The sequence below is a fragment of the Pseudomonas rossensis genome (assembly GCF_039888995.1).
GTDB classification, from domain to species: domain Bacteria; phylum Pseudomonadota; class Gammaproteobacteria; order Pseudomonadales; family Pseudomonadaceae; genus Aquipseudomonas; species Aquipseudomonas rossensis.
The window spans coordinates 41,152-63,633 of sequence record NZ_JBBWCB010000012.1 but is presented as its reverse complement, the minus strand read 5'-3'; the positions used below and the strand labels follow the sequence as shown (position 1 = coordinate 63,633).

The 22,482-nt window shown below is 59.0% G+C and carries 21 protein-coding genes; 10 read left to right on the top strand and 11 right to left on the bottom strand.

Going from position 1 to position 22,482, the window contains the following annotated elements:
- The first annotated feature begins 8 nt into the window (after positions 1-8).
- The 3 genes from WLY71_RS05875 to WLY71_RS05865 all read left to right on the top strand — a co-directional run bounded on the left by WLY71_RS05875 (position 9) and on the right by WLY71_RS05865 (position 1,987).
- Complete coding sequence (locus WLY71_RS05875) at positions 9-1,058, top strand: alkene reductase (RefSeq protein WP_347802844.1); 1,050 nt, start codon at positions 9-11, stop codon at positions 1,056-1,058.
- A gap of 253 nt (positions 1,059-1,311) precedes the next feature.
- Positions 1,312-1,602 (top strand): hypothetical protein, encoded by a 291-nt coding sequence (locus WLY71_RS05870; protein ID WP_347802843.1) that lies wholly within the window; start codon positions 1,312-1,314, stop codon positions 1,600-1,602.
- Positions 1,586-1,987, top strand: a complete 402-nt coding sequence (locus tag WLY71_RS05865; protein WP_347802842.1) for a hypothetical protein — start codon at positions 1,586-1,588, stop codon at positions 1,985-1,987. Before WLY71_RS05870 ends, WLY71_RS05865 begins: the two co-directional genes overlap by 17 nt.
- 269 nt (positions 1,988-2,256) lie before the next feature.
- Here WLY71_RS05865 and emhR read toward each other — a convergent pair whose 3' ends face one another.
- Complete coding sequence (emhR, locus tag WLY71_RS05860) at positions 2,257-2,895, bottom strand: efflux system transcriptional repressor EmhR (protein WP_347802841.1); 639 nt, start codon at positions 2,893-2,895, stop codon at positions 2,257-2,259.
- A gap of 265 nt (positions 2,896-3,160) precedes the next feature.
- Here emhR and emhA point away from each other — a divergent pair, with 265 nt between their 5' ends.
- The 3 genes from emhA to emhC are packed head-to-tail and all read left to right on the top strand — an operon-like array spanning position 3,161 to position 8,943.
- Positions 3,161-4,318, top strand: a complete 1,158-nt coding sequence (gene emhA, locus WLY71_RS05855) for an efflux RND transporter periplasmic adaptor subunit EmhA (protein WP_347802840.1) — start codon at positions 3,161-3,163, stop codon at positions 4,316-4,318.
- A gap of 3 nt (positions 4,319-4,321) precedes the next feature.
- Complete coding sequence (gene emhB / locus WLY71_RS05850) at positions 4,322-7,483, top strand: efflux RND transporter permease subunit EmhB (RefSeq protein ID WP_347802839.1); 3,162 nt, start codon at positions 4,322-4,324, stop codon at positions 7,481-7,483.
- Positions 7,483-8,943, top strand: a complete 1,461-nt coding sequence (gene emhC / locus WLY71_RS05845; RefSeq protein ID WP_347802838.1) for an efflux RND transporter outer membrane subunit EmhC — start codon at positions 7,483-7,485, stop codon at positions 8,941-8,943. The genes emhB and emhC overlap by 1 nt, the downstream gene beginning before the upstream one ends.
- A gap of 126 nt (positions 8,944-9,069) precedes the next feature.
- On the opposite strand, the gene WLY71_RS05840 is transcribed toward emhC, so the two are convergent.
- Positions 9,070-9,564 (bottom strand): hypothetical protein, encoded by a 495-nt coding sequence (locus WLY71_RS05840; protein ID WP_347802837.1) that lies wholly within the window; start codon positions 9,562-9,564, stop codon positions 9,070-9,072.
- Positions 9,565-9,951: 387 nt separating this feature from the next.
- On the opposite strand from WLY71_RS05840, the gene WLY71_RS05835 reads away from it, so the two are divergent.
- The 4 genes from WLY71_RS05835 to WLY71_RS05820 all read left to right on the top strand — a co-directional run bounded on the left by WLY71_RS05835 (position 9,952) and on the right by WLY71_RS05820 (position 13,844).
- The gene (locus WLY71_RS05835) at positions 9,952-11,211 is read left to right on the top strand and encodes an OprD family porin (protein WP_347802836.1); all 1,260 of its coding nucleotides are present in this window, start codon (positions 9,952-9,954) and stop codon (positions 11,209-11,211) included.
- A 197-nt stretch (positions 11,212-11,408) separates the two neighbouring features.
- Positions 11,409-12,599: an NAD(P)/FAD-dependent oxidoreductase gene (locus WLY71_RS05830; protein ID WP_347802835.1), complete on the top strand. Its 1,191-nt coding sequence runs from the start codon at positions 11,409-11,411 to the stop codon at positions 12,597-12,599.
- A gap of 22 nt (positions 12,600-12,621) precedes the next feature.
- Entirely contained in the window at positions 12,622-13,005 is a 384-nt protein-coding gene (locus WLY71_RS05825) for a DUF1641 domain-containing protein (RefSeq protein ID WP_347802834.1), read from the top strand.
- A 20-nt stretch (positions 13,006-13,025) separates the two neighbouring features.
- Positions 13,026-13,844 carry a methyltransferase domain-containing protein gene (locus WLY71_RS05820; protein WP_347802833.1) on the top strand — a complete coding sequence of 273 codons (819 nt, stop codon included), beginning with the start codon at positions 13,026-13,028 and terminating at the stop codon, positions 13,842-13,844.
- A 95-nt stretch (positions 13,845-13,939) separates the two neighbouring features.
- On the opposite strand, the gene pcaC is transcribed toward WLY71_RS05820, so the two are convergent.
- From pcaC to pcaK, 9 genes are all read right to left on the bottom strand, one after another.
- Complete coding sequence (pcaC, locus tag WLY71_RS05815) at positions 13,940-14,332, bottom strand: 4-carboxymuconolactone decarboxylase (RefSeq protein WP_033060940.1); 393 nt, start codon at positions 14,330-14,332, stop codon at positions 13,940-13,942.
- Between the two features lie 10 nt (positions 14,333-14,342).
- Positions 14,343-15,149: a 3-oxoadipate enol-lactonase gene (pcaD, locus tag WLY71_RS05810; protein WP_347802832.1), complete on the bottom strand. Its 807-nt coding sequence runs from the start codon at positions 15,147-15,149 to the stop codon at positions 14,343-14,345.
- 11 nt (positions 15,150-15,160) lie between these two features.
- Entirely contained in the window at positions 15,161-16,525 is a 1,365-nt protein-coding gene (locus WLY71_RS05805; protein WP_347802831.1) for a 3-carboxy-cis,cis-muconate cycloisomerase, read from the bottom strand.
- Positions 16,526-16,671: 146 nt separating this feature from the next.
- Positions 16,672-17,238, bottom strand: coding sequence for a protocatechuate 3,4-dioxygenase subunit alpha (gene pcaG, locus WLY71_RS05800; RefSeq protein ID WP_347802830.1), 567 nt, complete (start codon positions 17,236-17,238; stop codon positions 16,672-16,674).
- A gap of 1 nt (position 17,239) precedes the next feature.
- A complete protein-coding gene (gene pcaH / locus WLY71_RS05795) occupies positions 17,240-17,944 on the bottom strand; it encodes a protocatechuate 3,4-dioxygenase subunit beta (protein ID WP_347802829.1) in 705 nt (234 codons plus the stop codon).
- Between the two features lie 54 nt (positions 17,945-17,998).
- On the bottom strand, positions 17,999-19,204 hold the full coding sequence (gene pcaF, locus WLY71_RS05790) for a 3-oxoadipyl-CoA thiolase (RefSeq protein WP_347802852.1): 1,206 nt from the start codon (positions 19,202-19,204) through the stop codon (positions 17,999-18,001).
- Positions 19,201-19,980 carry a CoA-transferase subunit beta gene (locus WLY71_RS05785; RefSeq protein ID WP_347802828.1) on the bottom strand — a complete coding sequence of 260 codons (780 nt, stop codon included), beginning with the start codon at positions 19,978-19,980 and terminating at the stop codon, positions 19,201-19,203. The genes pcaF and WLY71_RS05785 overlap by 4 nt, the downstream gene beginning before the upstream one ends.
- Positions 19,980-20,837 carry a CoA transferase subunit A gene (locus tag WLY71_RS05780; RefSeq protein ID WP_007947285.1) on the bottom strand — a complete coding sequence of 286 codons (858 nt, stop codon included), beginning with the start codon at positions 20,835-20,837 and terminating at the stop codon, positions 19,980-19,982. The genes WLY71_RS05785 and WLY71_RS05780 overlap by 1 nt, the downstream gene beginning before the upstream one ends.
- 269 nt (positions 20,838-21,106) lie before the next feature.
- Positions 21,107-22,453, bottom strand: a complete 1,347-nt coding sequence (gene pcaK / locus WLY71_RS05775; protein ID WP_347802827.1) for a 4-hydroxybenzoate transporter PcaK — start codon at positions 22,451-22,453, stop codon at positions 21,107-21,109.
- Positions 22,454-22,482: the final 29 nt, after the last annotated feature.

Below are 22,482 nucleotides of genomic sequence, written 5' to 3'. Positions count from 1 at the left end.
GCTATTTCATGACGACTATTTTCGATCCGATCAAACTGGGCGACCTCGAGTTGGCCAACCGCATCATCATGGCGCCGCTGACCCGCTGCCGCGCCGACGAAGGCCGCGTGCCAAACGCACTGATGGCCGAGTACTACGTGCAACGCGCCTCGGCCGGTCTGATCCTCAGCGAGGCCACTTCGGTCACGCCGATGGGCGTCGGCTACCCGGACACCCCGGGTATCTGGTCCAACGATCAAGTGCGTGGCTGGGCCAATGTGACCAAAGCGATCCACGGCGCGGGCGGCAAGATTTTCCTGCAACTGTGGCACGTCGGCCGTATTTCCCACGGGTCGTACCTGGGCGGTGAAGCGCCGGTCGCACCAAGCGCCATTCAGCCAAAAGGCCATGTCAGCCTGGTTCGACCACTGGCCGACTTCCCAACCCCACGCGCCCTGGAAATCGCTGAAATCGCCGACATCGTCGACGCCTACCGCGTCGGTGCCGAGAACGCCAAGGCGGCCGGTTTCGACGGTGTGGAAATCCATGGCGCCAACGGTTACCTGCTCGACCAGTTCCTGCAAACCAGCACCAACCAGCGCACCGACAACTACGGCGGTTCCGTGGAAAATCGTGCGCGCCTGTTGTTGGAAGTGACCGATGCCGCGATCGAAGTCTGGGGCGCGGGCCGCGTGGGTGTGCACCTGTCACCCCGCGCCGATCTCCATGACATGGGCGACGACAACCTGTCCGAGACCTTCACTTACGTCGCTCGCGAACTGGGCAAACGTGGCATCGCCTTCATCTGCTCCCGCGAGAAAGAAGATGGCGACAGCCTGGGTCCACAATTGAAAGAAGCGTTCGGCGGCCCATACATCGTCAACGAACGCTTCACCAAAGACAGCGCCAACGCCTGGCTGGCTAGCGGCAAGGCTGATGCAGTCGCTTTCGGCGTGCCATTCATTGCCAACCCGGACCTGCCAGCGCGTTTGCAGGCCGATGCGCCGTTGAACGAAGCGCGTCCGGAACTGTTCTATGGCAAGGGGCCGGTCGGTTATATAGACTACCCGGCGATGTAAGCTTCAACATTGAAATGAAAAAGCCCCGACTCGAAAGAGCCGGGGCTTTTTGTTGCTCGCGACTATCAAAAAATTCGATAACAACTCACATTTCGCTCGACTTAAAAATATTCAGAAAACAATATCAAACCTTGAAAACTTGTTAGATCATCCACAGTAAATCATTATTCACACCGCTAGCACACTGTATCTTTCTAACATGACAAAACCATCTCAACTCGTATTATCAACCCACTTTCAATAGAGTAAAAACATGAGCAATGAAGAAATCGACAACACCAATCCCAGACCCTATATTCCAGGTTTAACAGACAGCCTCAGCTGGTCCCTGCTTGGGCACTTAGCTACCGGACTGGTCAACGCAACGAAGGACCCGTCGTTACTCCAGCAAATATCAGAAGCCCAGACAGCGATTAAAAAAGAATCACAACGCATTGAAGAAGAAGAAAAACTTCAAGCCGAATATGAAGCGCACAAAAATACGCTATGGGGGGAAATTCAACCAAGGCAAAAACGAAATAAAACTATTGACCTTCGTCCATAACAATACTGATGAAACGATCCAACTGATTGATACAGACTTCGAAGTCGAGGATATGTCCGAATGTGACATTCCGCCCTACTCAATCGCCACGATGGATGCAAAAAAGTACTTTAACTCCAACAAACTTTCAGCTGTTACTGGCCGTGACCAAACGTTTATCAAGAAGTTTTTCACTTATGGCGCAGGCGACATGAAATGTCGTTTTGATACAAGCATGGTAGTGAAGGTTTCGTTCGGTATTATTGCGACCACATTGACGCCGACCTGGAACCATCAGGCACGCTCCATAGGCCGCAAGAAACTGGTATGCACATCACGATTGAGAGCGAACGCACCCGAAACGCCATACAGCTACTGCCTGGATATCCATATCGGAGAAGAGTAGTCGCCCATCCAGTAACGCTGCCTACCTCGTACATCGAGTAGAACCTGAACAACCTTCAAAAAACAGGATGCCGTTGGTTGGCCGCACGGCGCCCTCTAAAACGGGATCGCTCACACTCGTTCACAGACTCGCAACAAATCACCTACAAAATACGTAGCTCACTACCTATCAACCCGACCAGCATCCATATATAACAGCAGCCTATGGCGAGAAGGCGAGCGAAGGCATGAACCTTCGTTCGCCTAAAGTGTTGACACAACCGGACTCAATTACGCATTTTGTCGAAGGCTTGGACTCAAGCGCAGCATGTCCAACCCTGTATCGGCCCAACGCTCCGCGTCGATGTGCAGTTCAAAGCTGTCGGGCGCCAACAGCCACTGATACAGGATGCCGTCGATGTACGCATGCAGGCTGATGGCTGCGCGCGCAGTGTCGAGGTTCTCCGGCAACTGCCCCCGATTCACCGCATTACTCAGGGCCAGGGCGATCCGCTCATTGCAATCAAGGCTGACCTCTCGACGCTGCTGGCGCAGGTCGCACATTTCATCGGTGAATTCGCACTTATGAAACAGAATCTCATTGATGCGTCGGGTTTTCGGGTCCAGGGCAACTTGATGAAACAAATGAATCAGCAGCTTGCGCATGCAGCCCAAGGGGTCGAGTTCATCTTCGCTTTCACTGGCCTTGGCCATTTCATCCAGCGGCTCTTGCAAGGTATCAAGCATGGCCTGCACCAAATCCGCCTTGTTGCTGAAATGCCAGTAAATGGCCCCGCGCGTGACCCCGGCCAGGGTAGCGATATCCGCCAGTGTCGTGCGCGCCACGCCCCTTTCGTAAAAGGCTTTTTCTGCCGCTTCCAGTATCTGGCTGCGGGTTTCTTGAGCTTCCTCTTTGGTACGACGGACCATGGCAGTACAACCTCAATCAGGATGCTTCAGCGATGCCTGAACATCAGCTGAATAAAAGTGGGGCGAGCGTTCTTGGGCGTCGTCCCCGGCCTACAATTCGAACCCTTGAACGGCTTTTGTAACGGTGTGGATACGCGGCCAAGGTATTTACAAACAACCATGAACGTAAGTATATTCCTTAGCAAGCTACTTATCCACTCAGCGCACATTTTTTACCTTTCCACATTTCGAGTGCGCAATTTGCGCGCCTGACCCGAGGATTTTCATGCAATTCAAGCCAGCTGTTACCGCTCTGGTCACCGCCCTCGCCTTGGCATCGCTGCTCAGCGGATGCAAAAAGGAAGAGGCGGCACCTGCCGCACCACCCCCTCAGGTCGGCGTCGTTACTCTACAACCTCAAGCTTTCACCCTGACCTCCGAGCTTCCGGGCCGTACCAGCGCGTACCGCATCGCCGAAGTTCGCCCTCAGGTTAACGGCATCATTCTCAAGCGCCTGTTCAAGGAAGGCGGCGACGTCAAGGCCGGCCAGCAGCTGTATCAGATCGATCCGGCGGTTTATGAAGCCACCCTGAAAAGCGCCGAAGCCAACCTGCAACAGACCAAATCGATCTCCGACCGCTACAAGCAGTTGGTCAGCGAACAGGCTGTGAGCCGTCAGGAATACGACACGGCCCTGGCCAACCGGTTGCAATCGGAAGCCTCCCTGCAAAGCGCCCAAATCAATGTGCGTTACACCAAGGTTTACGCGCCACTCTCCGGCCGCATCGGCCGCTCGACCGTGACCGAAGGCGCGCTGGTCACAAGCGGCCAGGTCGACGCGATGGCGGTGATTCAGCAACTCGACCCCATCTACGTCGACGTCACCCAGTCTTCGGTAGAGCTGCTGGAACTGCGCCGCGAACTGGAAAGCGGTCGTCTGCAAAAATCTGGCGACAACGCGGCCAAGGTCAAGCTGACCCTCGAAGACGGCAGCCAGTACAAACAGGAAGGCAAGCTCGAGTTCTCGGAAGTCTCGGTAGACCAGACCACCGGTTCCGTGACCTTGCGTGCGGTATTCCCGAACCCTGACCACACCCTGCTGCCAGGCATGTTTGTACACGCCCAATTGCAGGCCGGTGTGAACAGCGCGGCGATCCTCGCTCCGCAACAAGGCGTGACCCGTGATCTCAAAGGCACCCCGACCGCGCTGGTCGTCGGTCCGGACAACAAGGTCGAACTGCGTCAGCTCAAGGCCAGCCGCACTATCGGCAGCCAGTGGCTGATCGAAGACGGTCTGAAGGCCGGCGATCGACTGATCACCGAAGGGCTGCAATACGTCAAACCTGGCATTGAAGTAAAAGCCAGTGAAGCGACTAACGTTGGCGCAAAGAACCCGGCCCCCGCACAGGCAGCTAACAAGGCTTCCAGCGGCAAAGGGGAGTAAATCATGTCGAAATTTTTTATCGACCGTCCGATTTTTGCCTGGGTAATTGCCCTGGTCATCATGCTGGTCGGGGCACTATCGATCCTCAAACTCCCGATCAACCAATACCCGAGCATTGCGCCTCCGGCCATTGCGATCCAGGTGACCTACCCGGGCGCGTCCGCACAAACCGTGCAGGACACTGTGGTGCAGGTGATCGAGCAACAGCTCAACGGTATCGATAACCTGCGTTATGTCTCATCGGAAAGTAACTCCGACGGCAGCATGACCATTACCGCGACCTTCGAGCAGGGCACCAACTCCGATACCGCGCAGGTTCAGGTCCAGAACAAGCTGAACCTGGCCACCCCGCTGCTGCCGCAAGAAGTGCAGCAACAGGGTATCCGCGTCACCAAGGCAGTGAAAAACTTCCTGATGGTGATCGGCGTGGTGTCGCGCGACGGCAGCATGACCAAGGACGACCTGTCCAACTACATCGTGTCGAACATGCAGGATCCGATCTCGCGGACCGCCGGTGTCGGTGACTTCCAGGTCTTCGGTGCGCAGTACGCAATGCGGATCTGGCTCGACCCGGCCAAGTTGAATAACTTCAACCTGACCCCGGTGGACGTGAAAACTGCCATCGCCGCGCAGAACGTCCAGGTGTCGTCCGGTCAACTCGGCGGTTTGCCTGCCGTCGCCGGCCAACAGCTGAACGCGACGATTATCGGCAAGACCCGCCTGCAGACCGCTGAACAATTCAAGGCGATCCTGCTCAAGGTCAACAAGGACGGTTCGCAAGTGCGTGTCGGCGACGTGGCGGATGTCGGTCTGGGCGGTGAAAACTACTCGATCAGCGCCCAGTTCAACGGCAGCCCGGCCTCCGGTCTGGCGGTGAAACTGGCCAACGGTGCCAACGCCCTCGACACTGCAAAAGCCCTGCGCAAAACCATCGAAACCCTCAAGCCGTTCTTCCCGCAAGGGATGGAAGTGGTGTTCCCGTACGACACCACGCCGGTGGTGACCGAGTCGATCAAGGGTGTGGTTGAAACCCTGGTCGAAGCGATCGTGCTGGTGTTCCTGGTGATGTTCCTGTTCCTGCAAAACTTCCGCGCCACCGTCATCACCACGATGACCGTGCCAGTCGTATTGCTGGGTACCTTCGGGATCCTCGCGGCGTTCGGCTTCAGCATCAACACCCTGACCATGTTCGGCATGGTGCTGGCCATCGGCTTGCTGGTGGACGACGCCATTGTCGTGGTGGAAAACGTCGAACGGGTCATGAGCGAAGAAGGCCTGTCACCCAAGGAGGCCACCAAGAAATCCATGGGGCAGATCCAGGGTGCACTGGTCGGTATCGCCCTGGTGCTGTCGGCCGTATTGCTGCCGATGGCGTTCTTCAGCGGTTCCACCGGTGTGATCTACAAGCAGTTCTCGATCACCATCGTCTCGGCCATGGCCCTGTCGGTACTGGTCGCGCTGATCTTCACCCCGGCGCTCTGCGCAACCATGCTCAAGGCGATTCCGAAAGGCGAGCACGGCGTGCCGAAACGCGGCTTCTTCGGCTGGTTCAACCGCAATTTCGACCGTGGCGTCAAAAGCTACGAGCGTGGCGTGGGCAACATGCTCGCGAACAAGGCCCCGTACTTGCTGGCCTACCTCATCATTCTGGTCGGCATGATCTGGCTGTTCACCCGCATCCCAACGGCGTTCCTGCCGGAAGAAGACCAGGGCGTATTGTTTGCCCAGGTGCAAACCCCGGCCGGTTCCAGTGCCCAGCGCACGCAAGTGGTCGTGGATGAAATGCGTGAATTCCTGCTGCGTCCGAGCAAGGACGGCGGTGAAGGCGATGCGGTGGCCTCGGTGTTTACCGTGACCGGCTTCAACTTCGCCGGCCGTGGCCAAAGCTCGGGTATGGCGTTCATCATGCTCAAACCGTGGGACGAACGTAACGCCGAAAACAGCGTGTTCAAACTCGCAGCCCGTGCCCAACAGCACTTCTTCACCTTCCGTGACGCCATGGTGTTTGCTTTCGCACCGCCGGCGGTACTGGAACTGGGTAACGCCACCGGTTTCGACGTGTTCCTGCAAGACCGCGCCGGTATCGGTCACGACAAGCTGATGGAAGCGCGTAACCAGTTCCTCGGCATGGCGGCGCAAAGCAAGATTCTGTCGCAAGTGCGTCCCAACGGCCTGAACGACGAACCGCAATACCAGCTGGAAATAGATGACGAGAAGGCCAGTGCCCTGGGCATCACCCTCACCGACATCAACAACACCCTGTCGATTGCCTTGGGCAGTAGCTACGTCAACGACTTCATCGACCGCGGTCGGGTGAAGAAGGTTTACGTGCAAGGCCAGCCGGGTGCGCGCATGAGTCCTGAAGACGTGAAGAAATGGTATGTGCGCAACAGCGCCGGCACCATGGTTCCGTTCTCGGCGTTCGCCAAGGGTGAGTGGATCTACGGTGCACCGAAGCTGTCGCGTTACAACGGCGTAGAAGCGATGGAAATACTCGGTGCCCCGGCGCCCGGTTATTCCACCGGTGAAGCCATGGCCGAAGTCGAAGCCCTGGCCAAGAAACTGCCGGCCGGTGTGGGTATTTCCTGGACCGGTCTGTCATACGAGGAACGGTTGTCCGGTTCGCAAGCGCCAGCGTTGTACGCCCTGTCGCTGCTGATGGTGTTCCTGTGTCTGGCGGCGCTGTACGAAAGCTGGTCGATCCCGATCGCGGTGATGTTGGTGGTACCGCTGGGGATCATCGGTGCGCTGATGGCGACCAGCCTGCGCGGCCTGTCCAACGACGTGTATTTCCAGGTGGGCCTGTTGACGACCATTGGTCTGGCGGCGAAAAACGCCATTTTGATTGTCGAATTTGCCAAGGAACTGCATGAACAAGGGCGTAGCCTGCGCGATGCCGCGGTCGAAGCCTGCCGGATGCGTTTGCGACCGATCATCATGACGTCGCTCGCTTTCGTCCTCGGTGTGGTACCACTGGCAATTTCCACGGGTGCAGGTTCGGGTAGCCAACATGCGATCGGTACCGGGGTGATTGGCGGTATGCTCACGGCCACGATCCTGGCGATCTTCTGGGTCCCACTGTTTTTCGTCACCGTATCGGCCATGGGGCAGCGCAAAACCGCTGACCAGGACGACGCTATTGAACCTTCTAAAGAGGCTGGCTAATGAGCAAGTCGCTACTCTCCCTGGCTGTTGCCGCCTTCGTGCTCGGCGGCTGCTCGCTGATTCCCGATTATCAGCAGCCTGAAGCACCGGTGGCGGGCCAGTACCCGCAAGGTCCGGCGTATTCGCCGGCCCAGGCGCCTGCCCAGGCTGCCGCCGAACAGGGCTGGAAGCAGTTTTTCCATGACCCTGCGCTGCAACAGCTGATCCAGGTCGCCCTGGAAAACAACCGTGACCTGCGTGTCGCGGCGCTGAACATCGACGCGTTCGCGGCTCAATACCGCATCCAGCGTGCCGATCTGTTCCCGGCGGTGTCGGCCAACGGCACCGGCAGCCGTCAGCGGGTCCCGGCACGGGCCTCGCAAACCGGCGAAGCGGGTATCACCAGTTCCTACTCGGCCACGGTCGGCATCAGCGCCTATGAACTCGACCTGTTCGGTCGGGTTCGCAGCCTGAGCGAAGAAGCCCTGCAGAAGTACTTCGCCACCGAAGAAGCACGCCGCACCACCCAGATAAGCCTGGTGGCCAGCGTGGCCAATGCCTACCTGACCTGGCAAGCCGACAAGGAGCTGCTGAAACTGACGCAGGACACCCTTGGTGCATTCGACGAGAGCTACAAGCTCACCGCCCGCAGCAACGAAGTGGGTGTCGCCTCGGCGCTGGACCTGGCCCAGTCGCGTACCTCGGTGGAAAACGCCCGCGCGCAAATGGCCAAGTACACCCGTCAAGTCGCCCAGGATGAAAACAGCCTGGTGCTGCTGCTCGGCACCGGTATCCCGACCAACCTGCAAGCGGCCAAGCCATTGGCTGACGACCTGCTGAGCAAAGTGCCGGCCGGCCTGCCATCGGACTTGCTGCAACGACGCCCGGACATCCTCCAGGCCGAATACAACCTGAAAGCCGCCAACGCCAACATCGGCGCGGCACGGGCGGCGTTCTTCCCAAGCATCAGCCTGACGGCCAATGCCGGCAGCCTGAGCCCGGACCTGTCCGGTCTGTTCAAGGGCGGTTCGGGCACCTGGCTGTTCCAGCCGCAGATCAACCTGCCGATCTTCAACGCCGGCAGCCTGCGCGCCAGCCTGGATTATTCAAAAATCCAGAAAGACATCGGCGTGGCGAACTACGATAAGTCCATTCAAACGGCCTTCCAGGAAGTCGCCGACGGCCTGGCCGCGCGCCAGACCTACACCGATCAGTTGCAGGCCCAGCGTGATTTCGTCACCGCGAACCAGGACTACTACCGTCTGGCCGAGCGTCGTTATCGCATTGGTGTCGACAGCAACCTGACCTTCCTCGATGCCCAGCGCCAGCTGTTCAGTGCCCAACAGGTACTGATCACCGACCGTCTGGCGCAACTGGTCAGTGCCGTCAATCTGTACAAGGCACTGGGCGGTGGCTGGAACGAGCAGACGGCGAAGAACGAGCCGTTGAAAGAAGAAGCGCCGAAGCTGAAGTTGTTCTGATAGCGCTGTAAAACAAGAAGCCCACCTTTTGGTGGGCTTCTTGTTTTAGTCGTAATTTCGGTGCACCAGCGAAGAGACGACTCAACGCTAACACCTTGATATCTGAGTAACAGCATCCGACTTCAATTAACTCTGTTTGTATTCCGCCCAGAAAGGTTTCGACTGCACCTTCACGCGGGTTCCGTCTTCGGTCTCAAACTCAAAGTAAAATTCACCTTTAATAAATTGCCTTTCGGGGGTGGAGGAAATCTCAGTGATGATCAGCTTTCCTTTTTCTCCCCAAGCGTCCCCCCCAACCCCTCCCGATTGAAGAGTGCCAAAGATGGCTGCAATGATTGAATCGCTAGAAAAAGGGCCCTCAATCGGATAGTTGCCGATTGCCAAGGCTTCTGACCCGCTTATAGATACAGCGGGCACATGCAGGCCTTCACCAAAGTAACCTTGAAGAACAGTCAGACGGCCAATCATCCAAAACTCAATTCGCTCCGTCTTCAAGGTTTCCGAAACACCATTCTTGGTAACAGTAATGCTCATGGTCCCGGTAGAGACACCTTTTGCATTGGCTCTCTCCTTACCCACAATTTCAAACCCAGGCCTTTCTTTGTTGTATTTAATATCCATGATCTGCATTTCCTCCGACCGCTAGATTTTTGATATAAAAACCTCACCCCAAAAAAATAACGCGAAAAAAAAAACTTCATCTACTGTCAGATATGACAGCTATACAAGTGCTCACCAATAAATCAATCTCAGAACTATTTGATTAATGAATTACGAGTACCGTTCGATAATCGCCCAAAACCCGCTTTCCCCAATTGAATCGCCCCGCCCATCCCCCGCACCATTCGTCGCACAAGACCAATAACAACAGGTTCGACACCATGCCCCCGCGCCCTGCCCTGTCCGGCTGATTCCGTTCGTTTTTGCCCTGATTTCAAATTTTTGTCTGCAACCCCAGGTTGCGGCAGCGCCCTGTTTCACGCCTAAAAACTAGAGAGACCCGAACACATGACACCTTCCAGCACGCAATACTTGTTCCCCAGCCTCATCGCCGTTGCACTGGCCAGTACGGCTCTGCCCGCCATGGCCGAGGAGTCAGGCTTTGTCGAAGGTGCCAAGGTCAACCTGAACCTGCGCAACTTCTACATCAATCGCAACTTCACCAACCCGACCAAAACCCAAGGCAAGGCAGAAGAGTGGACACAAAGCTTCATCCTCGACGCCAAGTCCGGGTTCACTCAGGGCACCGTCGGGTTCGGCATGGATGTGCTGGGTCTGTACTCGGTGAAGCTCGATGGCGGTAAAGGCACGGGCGGTACGCAGTTGCTGCCGCTGGATCACGACGGTCGCCCGGCGGACAACTTCGGGCGCACCAACGTGGCGTTCAAGGCCAAGCTGTCGCAGACCGAGGTGAAGGTGGGTGAATGGATGCCGGTGCTGCCGATCCTGCGTTCGGACGACGGTCGTTCACTGCCGCAAACCTTCCGTGGCGGTCAGATCACCTCGAAGGAAATCAACGGCCTGACGCTCTACGGCGGCCAGTTCCGCGCCAACAGCCCGCGCGACGACAGCAGCATGAACGACATGTCGATGACCGGAAAACCAGCGTTCACCTCCGACCGCTTCAACTTTCAGGGCGGCGAATACGCCTTTAACGAGAAGCGCACCCAGATTGGTTTGTGGAATTCCGAACTCAAAGACATCTACAGCCAGCAGTACGTGAATCTGATCCACAGCCAGCCCGTCGGCGACTGGACCCTGGGCGCCAACCTCGGTTTCTTCTACGTCAAGGATGACGGCAGCGCCCGGGCCGGCGAGCTGGACAACAAGACATGGTCGGGCCTGTTCTCGGCCAAATACGGCGGCAACACCTTCTATGTCGGCCTGCAAAAACTCACCGGCGACAGCGCGTGGATGCGGGTCAATGGCACCAGCGGCGGCACCCTGGCCAACGACAGTTACAACGCCAGTTATGACAATGCGAAAGAAAAATCCTGGCAGGTACGGCATGACTACAACTTCGTCGCCCTCGGCATTCCCGGCCTGACCCTGATGAACCGCTACATCAGCGGCGACAACGTCCACACCGGCACCATCACCGACGGCAAGGAGTGGGGCCGCGAAAGCGAACTGGGCTACACCGTGCAGAGCGGCGCGCTCAAGGACCTCAACGTCAAATGGCGCAATTCGACTATTCGTCGTGACTTCAGCAACAACGAGTTTGATGAGAACCGGTTGATCGTCAGCTATCCGATCAGCCTGCTATAACCGCGTTCAGGCAGCGACCGCAGGATGAAAACGGTCGCCTGCCTCTCACCGCCTGTCGGTACAAACTGGCGCTTTGCACAGGGGTGGATACAGTCAAGAAGCGTGTTTAATTCTCCATCCTGATGTAGGAGCCCCTTTTTTCCTTCCGTTATCTCCGGATGCTGTACGCGAAGCTGCCATGACCACGGAGGTCAGGTATGAGCAAGCGAATAGTTATCGTCGGTGGCGGCGTAGGTGGAACCATGTTGGCCAATCAACTGGCCAGCAAGCTGTATCCAGAAATCCTGCGCGGCGAAGTCTCGATTGCACTGCTGTCCAACTCCCCCGATCACTTCTATAAACCTGCGTTCATGTACGTGGCGTTCAATCAGTTCTTTGAAGAAGAACTCAAGCGTCCGGAACGTTCACTGTTGCGCCCGGAAATCAGCTTTTACGTCGAAGAGGTCACGCGTTTCGATTTCCCCGGACAATGCCTGAAAACCCGTAGCGGCAAGCGCTATGGCTATGACTTTCTGGTCATTGCCACCGGCTGCGTGCCCGCGCCGGAGCGTATCGATGGCTTGAAAGAAGCCGGCGACCACTTCTACCAATATCAGCCCGCCCGGCAGTTGGCAGAACGGCTGAACACGATCAAAAAAGGCCGGATCTTCATCACTGTGTCTTTCCCGCAGACCCCCAACGTGCCGCACCAATGCGGCATTGCACCGGTAGAAACGACGTTGATGCTCGACGACTTCCTGCGTCGTCGGGGCGTGCGGGACCAGGTGGAAATCGTCTACACCTACCCGACCACGGCTCAGTTGCTGCGTAACTGCCTGTTTCTGCAACGCCCCACCGGGGACATTCTGCCCGGCATTTTCGAGCAGAAGAATATCCGCTTCCAGCGCGGCTTCACCCTCAGCCGTGTCGATCCCGAACGAAAAATCGCCTACTCCGAAGAAGGCGAAGAGCAACCCTTCGACATCCTGATGGCGACACCGCCGATCCGCGCCGTCGATGCCGTACTGGAGTCCGGAGCGTCTCAAGCGCCCAACAACGAAGGTTGGTTGCCGACCCACCACGAGACCCTGCAGGTCTACGGCCTGGAACACGTCTACGTGATTGGCGACACCGTCGATCTCCCGGTGAGCAAGGCCGGTGGTGCCTGCCATAACCAGGCCCCGGTCATCGCCAACAACATTGCTGCCGAGATTCGCCTCGGTGCGCCCAACAGCGTCTACGACGGAAGGGTTCAGGCCGTGGCGCAGATGGGTCTCAACGCCGGTATGCCGCTGTGGTACGACTACGCCCATGACGTCCTGCCGACACCGCCGACCAAACTCGGCGGTCTGCTGAGAAATGGCTTCAATCGTGGCCTGTACTGGGCGGTTGCCCGTGGAATGCTTTGATCTGCTCAGGGAGGAGTAAACCGTGACGAACCTATCAGATGAAACGCTGGCGACCAGCGCTGCCGGCATGCCAGCGACGCCGGGACTCGCCGCCTTGATGGCGAAAATTCAACCGCTGATCGACGGCGGTCGGCTGGACAACATTGTCGATGTGCTATCGCTGGTCTCGGACATGACCGACCTGCTGGACGCAGCGATGGTGGAAAAACTGGCGCGGCTGTTCGAAAACGCTACGGCGACCACCTGGACAGTCAGTAACGCCGTGCGCCTGGCCAAGGCCGAGGTTGCAGCCGCCCCCGAGCCGCCAGGGGCCTATACGTTGATCAAACTGCTGAACGACCCGGACACGCGCAAAGGCGTGGCCGTTGTCCTGAAAACATTGAACGTCATCGGAAGACAACTGTAACCGCCAGAGAGGATCACCTCATGAGCGTCAAACTTGAAACGGCAGGGAAAGCCTGCACCCACTGGGACGCCAACGCATACCAGCAGTTTTCCAGCCTCAGGCAACGACCGGTCAATGAATTGCTCGACCGTGTCAAACTCAAACAGCCCAAACACATCTACGACCTGGGATGCGGCACCGGCATCGCCACGCAACTATTGGCCAAGCGCTGGCCTCGAGCGCAGTTGCAGGGCATCGACAGTTCGGAGCAAATGCTGGACGAAGCCCGTTGCCTGCCGATCAAGGCGTTGTGGAAACAGTGCGATCTACTCGACTGGCAACCCGAACAACCGGCGGACCTGCTGTTCGCCGCCGCCGTCCTGCACTTCGTCAGTGGTCACGAACAGTTATTGCCGCGACTGCTCTGCCAGCTCAATCCGGGTGGATGCCTGGCAGCGCACATGCCCGACTGGCGGGACGCGCTGTGGTACCAACTGATGCTCGACACCCTTGAAACGGCAGGCCCCGGTGGCAAACCACTCGGCACCTCGCAATTGCGCGAGGCCATGGCTGCGCGGCCGCTGTTGTCTTTGGAAAGTTACTATCGGTTGCTCTCGCCGATCACCCAGACCCTGGATATCTGGGAGACCGAACAGCTACAGGTTGTCGACGGCAAATCGCCGATCTATGACTGGGTCAAAGTCTCGGCGCTAAGGCCGGTGATGCAGGGACTGAAGGATGATGAGCAGGCGCGGTTCATTTACCACTACCTGATGCGCGTGCATGCGCATTACCCGCCGGAGAGCGACGGGCACACATTGTTTCCGTTCAAACGAATCTTCATTGTGGCCACGGTTTGAAGATCAAAAGATCGCAGCCTGCGGCAGCTCCTACAGGTGTATACGTTCCCCTGTAGGAGCTGCCGCAGGCTGCGATCTTTTTTGAAGCCGTTACTCTATTCCCGCGATTCAACCCCAAGCTCATCCCACACCGACTCCGCCAGATGGAACGTCGCATTCGCTGCCGGAATGCCGCAGTAGATCGCGCTCTGCATGATCACTTCCTTGATCTCGCCGCGGGTCACGCCGTTGTTGGCGGCGGCGCGCAGGTGCAGTTTGAGTTCTTCGTTGCGGTTCATGCCGATCAGCATGGCCATGGTGATCAGGCTGCGGGTATGACGCGGCAGTCCCGGACGGGTCCAGATGTCGCCCCAGGCGTGACGGGTGATCATTTCCTGAAACTCCGAGTTGAACTCGGTCAGCGCGTTCAGGCTGCGGTCGACATGGGCGTCGCCGAGTACGGCACGGCGGACTTTCAGGCCTTCGTCGTAACGTTGTTTCTCGTCCACAAAAAAACCCTCAATGGCCTGACAAAAATGCCAACACGCGCTCGCTGAACGCAGCACCGGCCTGAACGTTGGACAGGTGCGCGGCATAGAACTCGGCGTACTCGGCGCCCTGCACGTGTTCCTGAATGAAGTGCCCACCGGACGGCGGCGTGACCGCGTCTTCGGTGCCGGCGATGACCAGCAGCGGCACTTTGATCGAGGACAACTGATCGCGGAAATCGGCATCGCGCACGGCGGCACAGTTCGCGGCATACCCTTCAGGCGAGGTGGCTGCGAGCATGTCAGTAATCTTCTTCGCGGCAGCAGGATTGGCTTCAGCAAAATCCGCGGTGAACCAGCGCGCAATTGACGCATCACGAAGGGCGACCATGGCGGCCGGACCGTCACGCAGCACGGTTTCAATGCGTGGGTTCCATACCGACGGATCACCGATTTTCGCCGCGGTGTTGCACACCACCAGTTTGTTCAGGCGATCACCAGCGTTGATCCCCAACCACTGGCCAATCAGCCCGCCCATGGACAGACCGCAGAAATGCGCGCGTTCGATGTGCAACGCATCCAGCAGCGCCAGCACGTCATGGCCCAGTTGCTCGATGCTGTACGGCCCCGGCGTGACCAGCGATTGGCCATGACCACGGGTGTCGAAACGCAGCACGCGGAAATGCTCGGTGAACGCCGCAACTTGCGCGTCCCACATGTGCAGGTCGGTGCCCAGCGAGTTGGACAGCACCAGCACCGGCGCATCCGCCGGGCCATCGAGTTGCGGCCCTTGAATTTGGTAGTGCAGTTCGCCCTCGGCGAGTTGTACGAAAGCCACAGCAATCTCCTTCAGGCAGTCAACGCAGAATGTTCAGCCACCGCTCGCTCGACCCAGGTATGGGCCTGACCGAGGTAATGGGCGGGGTCCAGCAGATGATCGAGTTCAGCATCCGACAGTTCGGCGGTCACTTGCGGCTCGTCGCCGAGCACCGCTCGCAGATGACGTTGTTCAGCCACTGCGCGCTTGCAGCATTGCTCCAGCAAATGGTGCGCCGTGTCGCGCCCCCCTCGTTGAGCGAGGACGATGCTCACCGCTTCGGCGAGCACCAGCCCTTGTGTCAGATCGAGGTTACGGGCCATGCGCTCGGCGTCCGCTTCCAGTCCATCCGCCACCAGCAGCGCTTGTTTCAGGCTGCCGGACACCAGGCAGCAAATCTCCGGCAGGGTTTCCCACTCGGCATGCCACAGACCCAGGCTGCGCTCGTGTTCTTGAGGCATGGCGCTGAACAGGGTCGAGAGCAAACCCGGAATGCGCGTTGCCGCGCCGATCAACACCGCCGCGCCCACCGGGTTGCGTTTGTGCGGCATGGTCGAAGAACCGCCCTTGCCCGGCGCGGAAGGTTCGAACACTTCAGCGGCTTCGGTCTGCATCAACAGGCTGATGTCGCGGCCCAGTTTGCCGAGGCTTCCGGCGATCAAACCGAGTACCGAGCCGAACTCCACCAAGCGATCTCGCTGGGTGTGCCAGGGTTGATCTGGCAGTGTCAGTTTCAATTCTTCAGCCAGCGCTTGGGCAATCGGCATCGCCTGCTCGCCGAGGGCCGCGAGGGTTCCGGAGGCGCCGCCAAATTGCAGCACCAACAATCGTGGTTTGAGCTCCAGCAGACGTTGGCGGCTGCGGGTGACAGCGCCCAGCCAACCGGCGATCTTCATGCCGAGGGTGACGGGCGTCGCGTGCTGCAACCAGGTGCGCCCGGCCAATGGTGTGGCGACGTAACGCTGGGCTTGGGCCGAGAGGATTTCGCCCAGTTGCGCCAGATCGCTTTCGATCAGCTCCAGCGCCCGGCGCAGTTGCAGCACCAAACCTGAGTCCATCACGTCCTGGCTGGTCGCGCCCAGATGCACGTAGCGCTCGGCTTCGGCATTGTTGGCCGCGATCTGTTTACCCAACGCCTTGACCAACGGAATCGCCGAATTGCCCGCCGTGGCAATCGCCTCGCCGAGGGCGGCGAAGTCGTAATGCCCGGCCTGACATGCCGCTTCAATAGGCGCGACAGCCGTTTGCGGAATCAGCCCGACCCGCGCCTCGGCCCGGGCCAGTGCCGCTTCGAAATCAAGCATCGCTTGAATCCGACCCTGATCGCAGAACACCTCACGCATACCGCGTGCAGTGAAATAGGCATCGAACAATTGATTGCCCGGTCGCTCTTTCATAAACAGTCCCTGCAGGCGTGGGCCAGTCAGGCCTACGCGTAGAAATCAAAGGTCGTTGTGCAATACTTCGACTGGCAATGCAATCTCTGTGGCGAGGGGTAAGCCCCTCGCCACAAAATCTCCCTGACCAGCAGAGCCTTCATCACTCAATAATCGAAGAACACCGTCTCGGCATCCGTCCCTTGCAGAATCACATTCCACTGATAAACACCCGAAGCATCAGCCTTGGCCAGCAACGTGCTGCGGCGTTCAGCCGGCACACATTCCAGCAGCGGATCCGCCACGTTGGCCGGTTCGCCATCAAAGTAAATCCGCGTCAGCAAGTGCTTCACCAACCCGCGAGCAAACACTAGCACCACCAGATGCGGCGCCTGAGTCGTGCCTTTCAAGCCTTCCACCGTGCCCGGTTTGATCGTGGTGAATCGAAAGCGCCCTTCAGCATCCACCGGCACCCGGCCAAACCCTTCGAAGTTCGGGTCCAGGGGTTTGTCCTGATCGTCTTCGGGGTGGTCATACTTGCCGGCGGCGTTGGCTTGCCAGACTTCCAGCATCGCGTCGTTGACGACGTCGCCGTTGCCATCGATGACTTGCCCGGTGATCGCCACGCGCTGGCCCAGGGTTTGTTCGACGGTCAGGTCTTCGCGGTTCAGCCAGGTCAAACCGATGTGGTAATACGGCCCGACGGTGTGGGATGTGGTCGCGTTCAGCGTCATCTTATTTCTCCATCGGCGTGGCTTCGCGGCCGCGCAAGACGATGTCCCAGCGATAACCGAGGGCATAGGAAGGGATGGTTTTTTCCAGATCGAAACTGGCGATCAAACGCTCTTTGGCGCTGGTATCCGGTACGCAGTTGTAGATCGGGTCATACGCCAGCAACGGATCGCCCGGGAAATACATCTGCGTGACCAGGCGCGTCAGAATGCTCGGCCCGAACAGTGAGAAATGGATGTGCGCCGGGCGCCAGGCGTTGTGGTGGTTGCCCCACGGATAGGCGCCGGGCTTGATGGTCTGGAACTGGTACCCGCCATCGGCGTCGGTCACGGTGCGGCCGGTACCGGTGAAGTTCGGGTCCAGCGGCGCATCGTGCAGGTCACGGTCATGGTTGTAGCGACCGGCGGCATTGGCCTGCCAGATCTCCACCAGAATGCCCGGCACCGGCAAACCATCCTCATCCAGCACGCGGCCGTGAATGATGATGCGCTCGCCCAGTGGCTCGCCCTTGTGCTGGGCGGTCAGGTCGTTGTCCTGCTCCTGCACATGCTCGGCGCCGATGGTCGGACCGGTAATTTCCGATAGCGAATGGGGCAAAAACACCAACGGCTTGGACGGCGAGCGAAGGTTGGTGGATTGATAGGCCGGGTGCAGGTATTCCGGCTGGGTGCCCTCTTGCGGGCGGCGGTAACCAGGCTTGTCAGTCATTACGCTTTCCTCTGTTCTTATTAGCCGACGCTTTCTATTTATTGAAGCTAAGCGTCAGACCCGTTCGATCGCCAAGGCCAGACCCTGGCCGACGCCGACGCACATGGTCGCCAGACCTTTCTTGCCACCCGTTTTTTCCAGCTGATGCAGCGCGGTCAGCACCAGGCGGGCGCCGCTCATGCCCAACGGATGGCCCAAGGCAATGGCGCCACCGTTCGGGTTGACCTGGGCCGCGTCGTCCGCCAGCCCCAGTTCCCGCAGCACCGCCAAACCCTGGCTGGCGAACGCTTCGTTGAGTTCGATCACATCGAAATCGCTGACGGCCAGGCCGAGACGTTCGGTCAGTTTGCGCACCGCAGGCACCGGACCAATGCCCATTACCCGGGGTGCGACACCGGCACTGGACATGCCCAGCACTTTGGCGCGAGCCGTCAGGCCGTGTTTTTTTATGGCTTCGGCCGAGGCCAGAATCAACGCCGCTGCACCGTCGTTCACCCCGGAAGCATTGCCGGCGGTGACGGTTTTGTCGGGACCGTTGACCGGTTTGAGTTTGGCCAGGGTTTCCAGCGTGGTGTCGGCGCGAGGATGCTCATCCTGGCTGACGACGGTTTCACCTTTCTTGTGGGCAATGCGCACTTCAACGATTTCTTCGGCGAAAAATCCTGCGGCTTGCGCGGCGGCTGTCCGCTGCTGACTGCGCAGTGCGAAAGCGTCCTGATCCTCGCGGGAAACTTCGTAATCGTCAGCCACGTTGTCGGCGGTTTGCGGCATCGCATCCACGCCGTATTGGGCTTTCATCAACGGGTTGATGAAGCGCCAGCCGATGGTGGTGTCTTCCAGCTTCATGTTGCGCGAGAACGCCGCGTCAGCCTTGCCCATCACAAACGGGGCGCGGGACATCGACTCAACGCCGCCGGCAATTGCCAATTCCATCTCGCCACTGGCGATCGCCCGAAATGCAGTGCCGATGGCATCCATACCCGAGGCGCAGAGGCGATTGAGGGTCACGCCCGGAATGGTTTCCGGCAGGCCCGCCAGCAACAATGCCATGCGCGCCACGTTGCGGTTGTCTTCGCCGGCCTGGTTGGCGCAACCGAGGAACACCTCGTCCACTGCGTTCCAGTCCACCGACGGGTTGCGCTCCATCAATGCCTTGATCGGCACGGCGGCAAGGTCGTCGGCGCGAACCGCCGACAGGCCACCGCCGAAACGGCCGATGGGGGTGCGAATTGCGTCGCAGATATAAACGTCACGCATCAGGCTTCTCCGGGTGCTTGGCCGTGGGCCGCGGCAGTGCGGGCTTCCAGATCCCTGAGCGCCTTCAGTTCGACCTCGGTCGGCTCAGCAGTGTTTTCAACATGCTCGGCGAAGCGAATCGCCCAACCGGTTGCGGCGACCACTTGTTCACGGGTCACCCCTGGGTGCAGCGCGGTGACCACGAATTCATGGGTGCCGGCTTCCGGTTCCATGATGCACAAGTCAGTGATGATGCCGACCGGACCGACGCCCGGCAGACCAAGACGCTTGCGCGAATCACCACCCTCGCCATGGCCGACCGAGGTAATGAAGTCGAGTTTGTCGACAAAAGAACGCGCCGATTGCTTGAGGATGATCAGCACGCTTTTGGCCGAACCGGCGATCTCCGGCGCACCGCCGGCACCCGGCAGGCGGACTTTCGGCTGATGGTAGTCGCCCACCACGGTGGTGTTGATATTGCCGAAGCGGTCGACTTGCGCGGCGCCGAGGAAACCGACGTCGATGCGCCCGCCCTGCAACCAGTAGCGAAAAATCTCACCGGTCGGGACGACGGTGTCAGCGGTTTCCGCCAGTTCACCGTCACCGATCGACAGCGGCAGCACGCTCGGTTTGGCACCGATCGGACCCGATTCGTAGATCAGGACTACATCTGGCGAGGAAGTCAGACGCGCCAGGTTGGCGGCTTTCGACGGCAGGCCGATGCCGACGAAACACACCGAACCGTTTTTCAGACGGCGGGCAGCGGCGACGGTCATCATTTCATTGGTGGTGTAAGTCATTACTTGGCCTCCGAAGCAGCGGCCAGTTTGGCCTGGAACTCGCTGAAGTCAGCGCAGCCGTGGATGTACTCGTTGATCCACGCGGTGAAGGTTTCACGGTCGCGGGCAATCGGGTCCCAAGCCTGGTAGAAACGGTTATCACGCTCGTTGTAGCCGTGAGCGTAGGACGGATGCGCACCGCCGGGAACGTGGCAGACAGCGCTCAACGCCCAAGTCGGCAGAACGCAGGAGTTCATCGGTGCATTGAGGTCGTCGACGATTTCCTCGACGGTAACGATGCAACGCTTGGCGGCCAGTGCCGCTTCTTTCTGCACGCCGAGAATGCCCCACAGCAACACGTTGCCTTTGCGGTCGGCTTTCTGCGCGTGAATCACGGTGATGTCCGGGCGCACCGAAGGCACGGCCGCCAATACTTCACCGGTGAATGGGCAGGTGACGGTTTTGATCAGCGGGTTGACCTTCGGCAGGTCGGAGCCGGCGTAGGCACGCAGCACCGCGAACGGTAGGCCGGAAGCGCCAGCGACGTAGGCATTGGCCAGGTCGGCGTGACTGTGCTCTTCGATTTCCAGCGCGTGCGGCCACTGCTTCTCGACGGCATCACGCAGGCGATGCAGCGAACCGACACCCGGATTACCGCCCCAGGAGAAAATCAGCTTGCGAGCACAACCGGCGCCGATCAACTGGTCGTAGATCAGGTCAGGCGTCATCCGCACCAGGGTCAGGTCTTTCTTGCCCTGGCGAATGATTTCGTGACCCGCCGCCGTAGGGATCAGGTGAGTGAAGCCTTCGAGCGCGACCGTATCGCCGTCGTTTACGAATTGCTTCACCGCGTCGTGCAGCGAAAGGATTTCAGCCATGGGGCAGGCTCCCGTTTTGTTATGAACCGCAGTGGAAGAAAAAGGCGCGATGCGCAGCGCCGGAATGACTGAAGAGTAAGCCCCTGAAAAACGCCAAACAATCCGATAATCGACTGAGTGTTCGTTTATCGAACAGATTGTTGCCTGACTATCGTTCTCTGTCGCCTGCAAAAGATCGCAGCCTTCGGCAGCTCCTACGGGTGTTCGCTTTCCTCTGTGAGCTGCCGCAGGCTGCGATCTTTTCTGCTACACCGCTATCTCAAGCCGGATCAGGTCGCATCCGCATGACTGACCATGCCCTTGATCACCACCGCCGTGGCCGCCAGGGCTGCCGGAATCACCAGCGCCGTCAGCACCTGCTCGAAGTTCCAACCCAGGCCCAATAGCGTTGCGCCCATCCACGCACCGAGGATCGCGCCAAAGCGGCCAATCCCGAGCATCCACGACACCCCTGTCGCCCGCCCTTGAGTCGGATAAAACCGCGCCGCCAGTGAAGGCATCGCCGATTGCGCGCCGTTGACGCACATCCCGGCCACGAGCACCAACGTCGCCAATAGCGTGATGTTGCCCAGGCTCTGCCCTACCGCGTAGGCAAACACCCCGGCGAATAGATAGAAAATGCCGATAACCTTGTGCGGATTGAACCGGTCCATCGCCCAGCCCACGCCCACCGCGCTCAATACCCCGCCAAACTGGAACAACGCGCCGATGAATGCCGACTGCTCCATGCTCGCGCCACTGTCACGCATCAGCGTCGGCAGCCAACTGGTCAGCAGATAAACGATCACCAGCCCCATGAAGTAGGTCAGCCACAGCAACAAGGTGCCGGTGCTGTAGGTGCCGGAGAAGATCACCGCGAACACGTTGCGGGCCTTCACGGTTTTCTGTTCCGGCACGCTGAAGCTGGAAGCCTGGGCGACGACAGTTGGATCGATGGGCGCCAGGGTCTTGCGCACTTTGTCAGTACCGCGATTGCGGACGACGAGGTAGCGTGCCGATTCCGGCAGCCAGAACAGCAATACGACGGCGAGGATCAGCGGCAAAATCCCGCCGATCATCAGCAGACTGTGCCAACCAAAGGCCGGAATCAGTTTGGCGGAAATGAAACCGCCGCCCGCCATGCCGAGGTTGAAGCCGCAGAACATGCTGGTCACCAGCAGGGATTTCTTGCGCTCCGGGGTGTATTCGGACAGTAGCGTCGTGGCGTTCGGCATACCCGCGCCAAGGCCCAGGCCGGTGAGGAAACGCAGTACCAGCAACTGATCGACGTTGGTGCTGTAAGCCGAAGCCAGGCTGAACGCGCCGAACAACAGCACCGCGCCCACCAGTACGATTTTTCGCCCGAAGCGGTCAGCCAATGGGCCAGAACCCAGTGCGCCGAAGACCATGCCGATCAACGCCGCGCTCATCACCGGGCCGAGACTGGCGCGGTCGATGCCCCAATCCTGAGACAGGGCGGGCGCGATGAAGCCCATGGCCGCCGTGTCGAGGCCATCGAGGAAAACAATCAGGAAACACAGGATCACCACTCGCCATTGGTAGCGCGAAATGGGTTGAGCATTGATGAAGGACTGCACGTCGAGGCAGTTTCCTACAGCAGACTGGGGCTGGTTCATTATTTTTATTCCACGCAAAGAACGCAGTC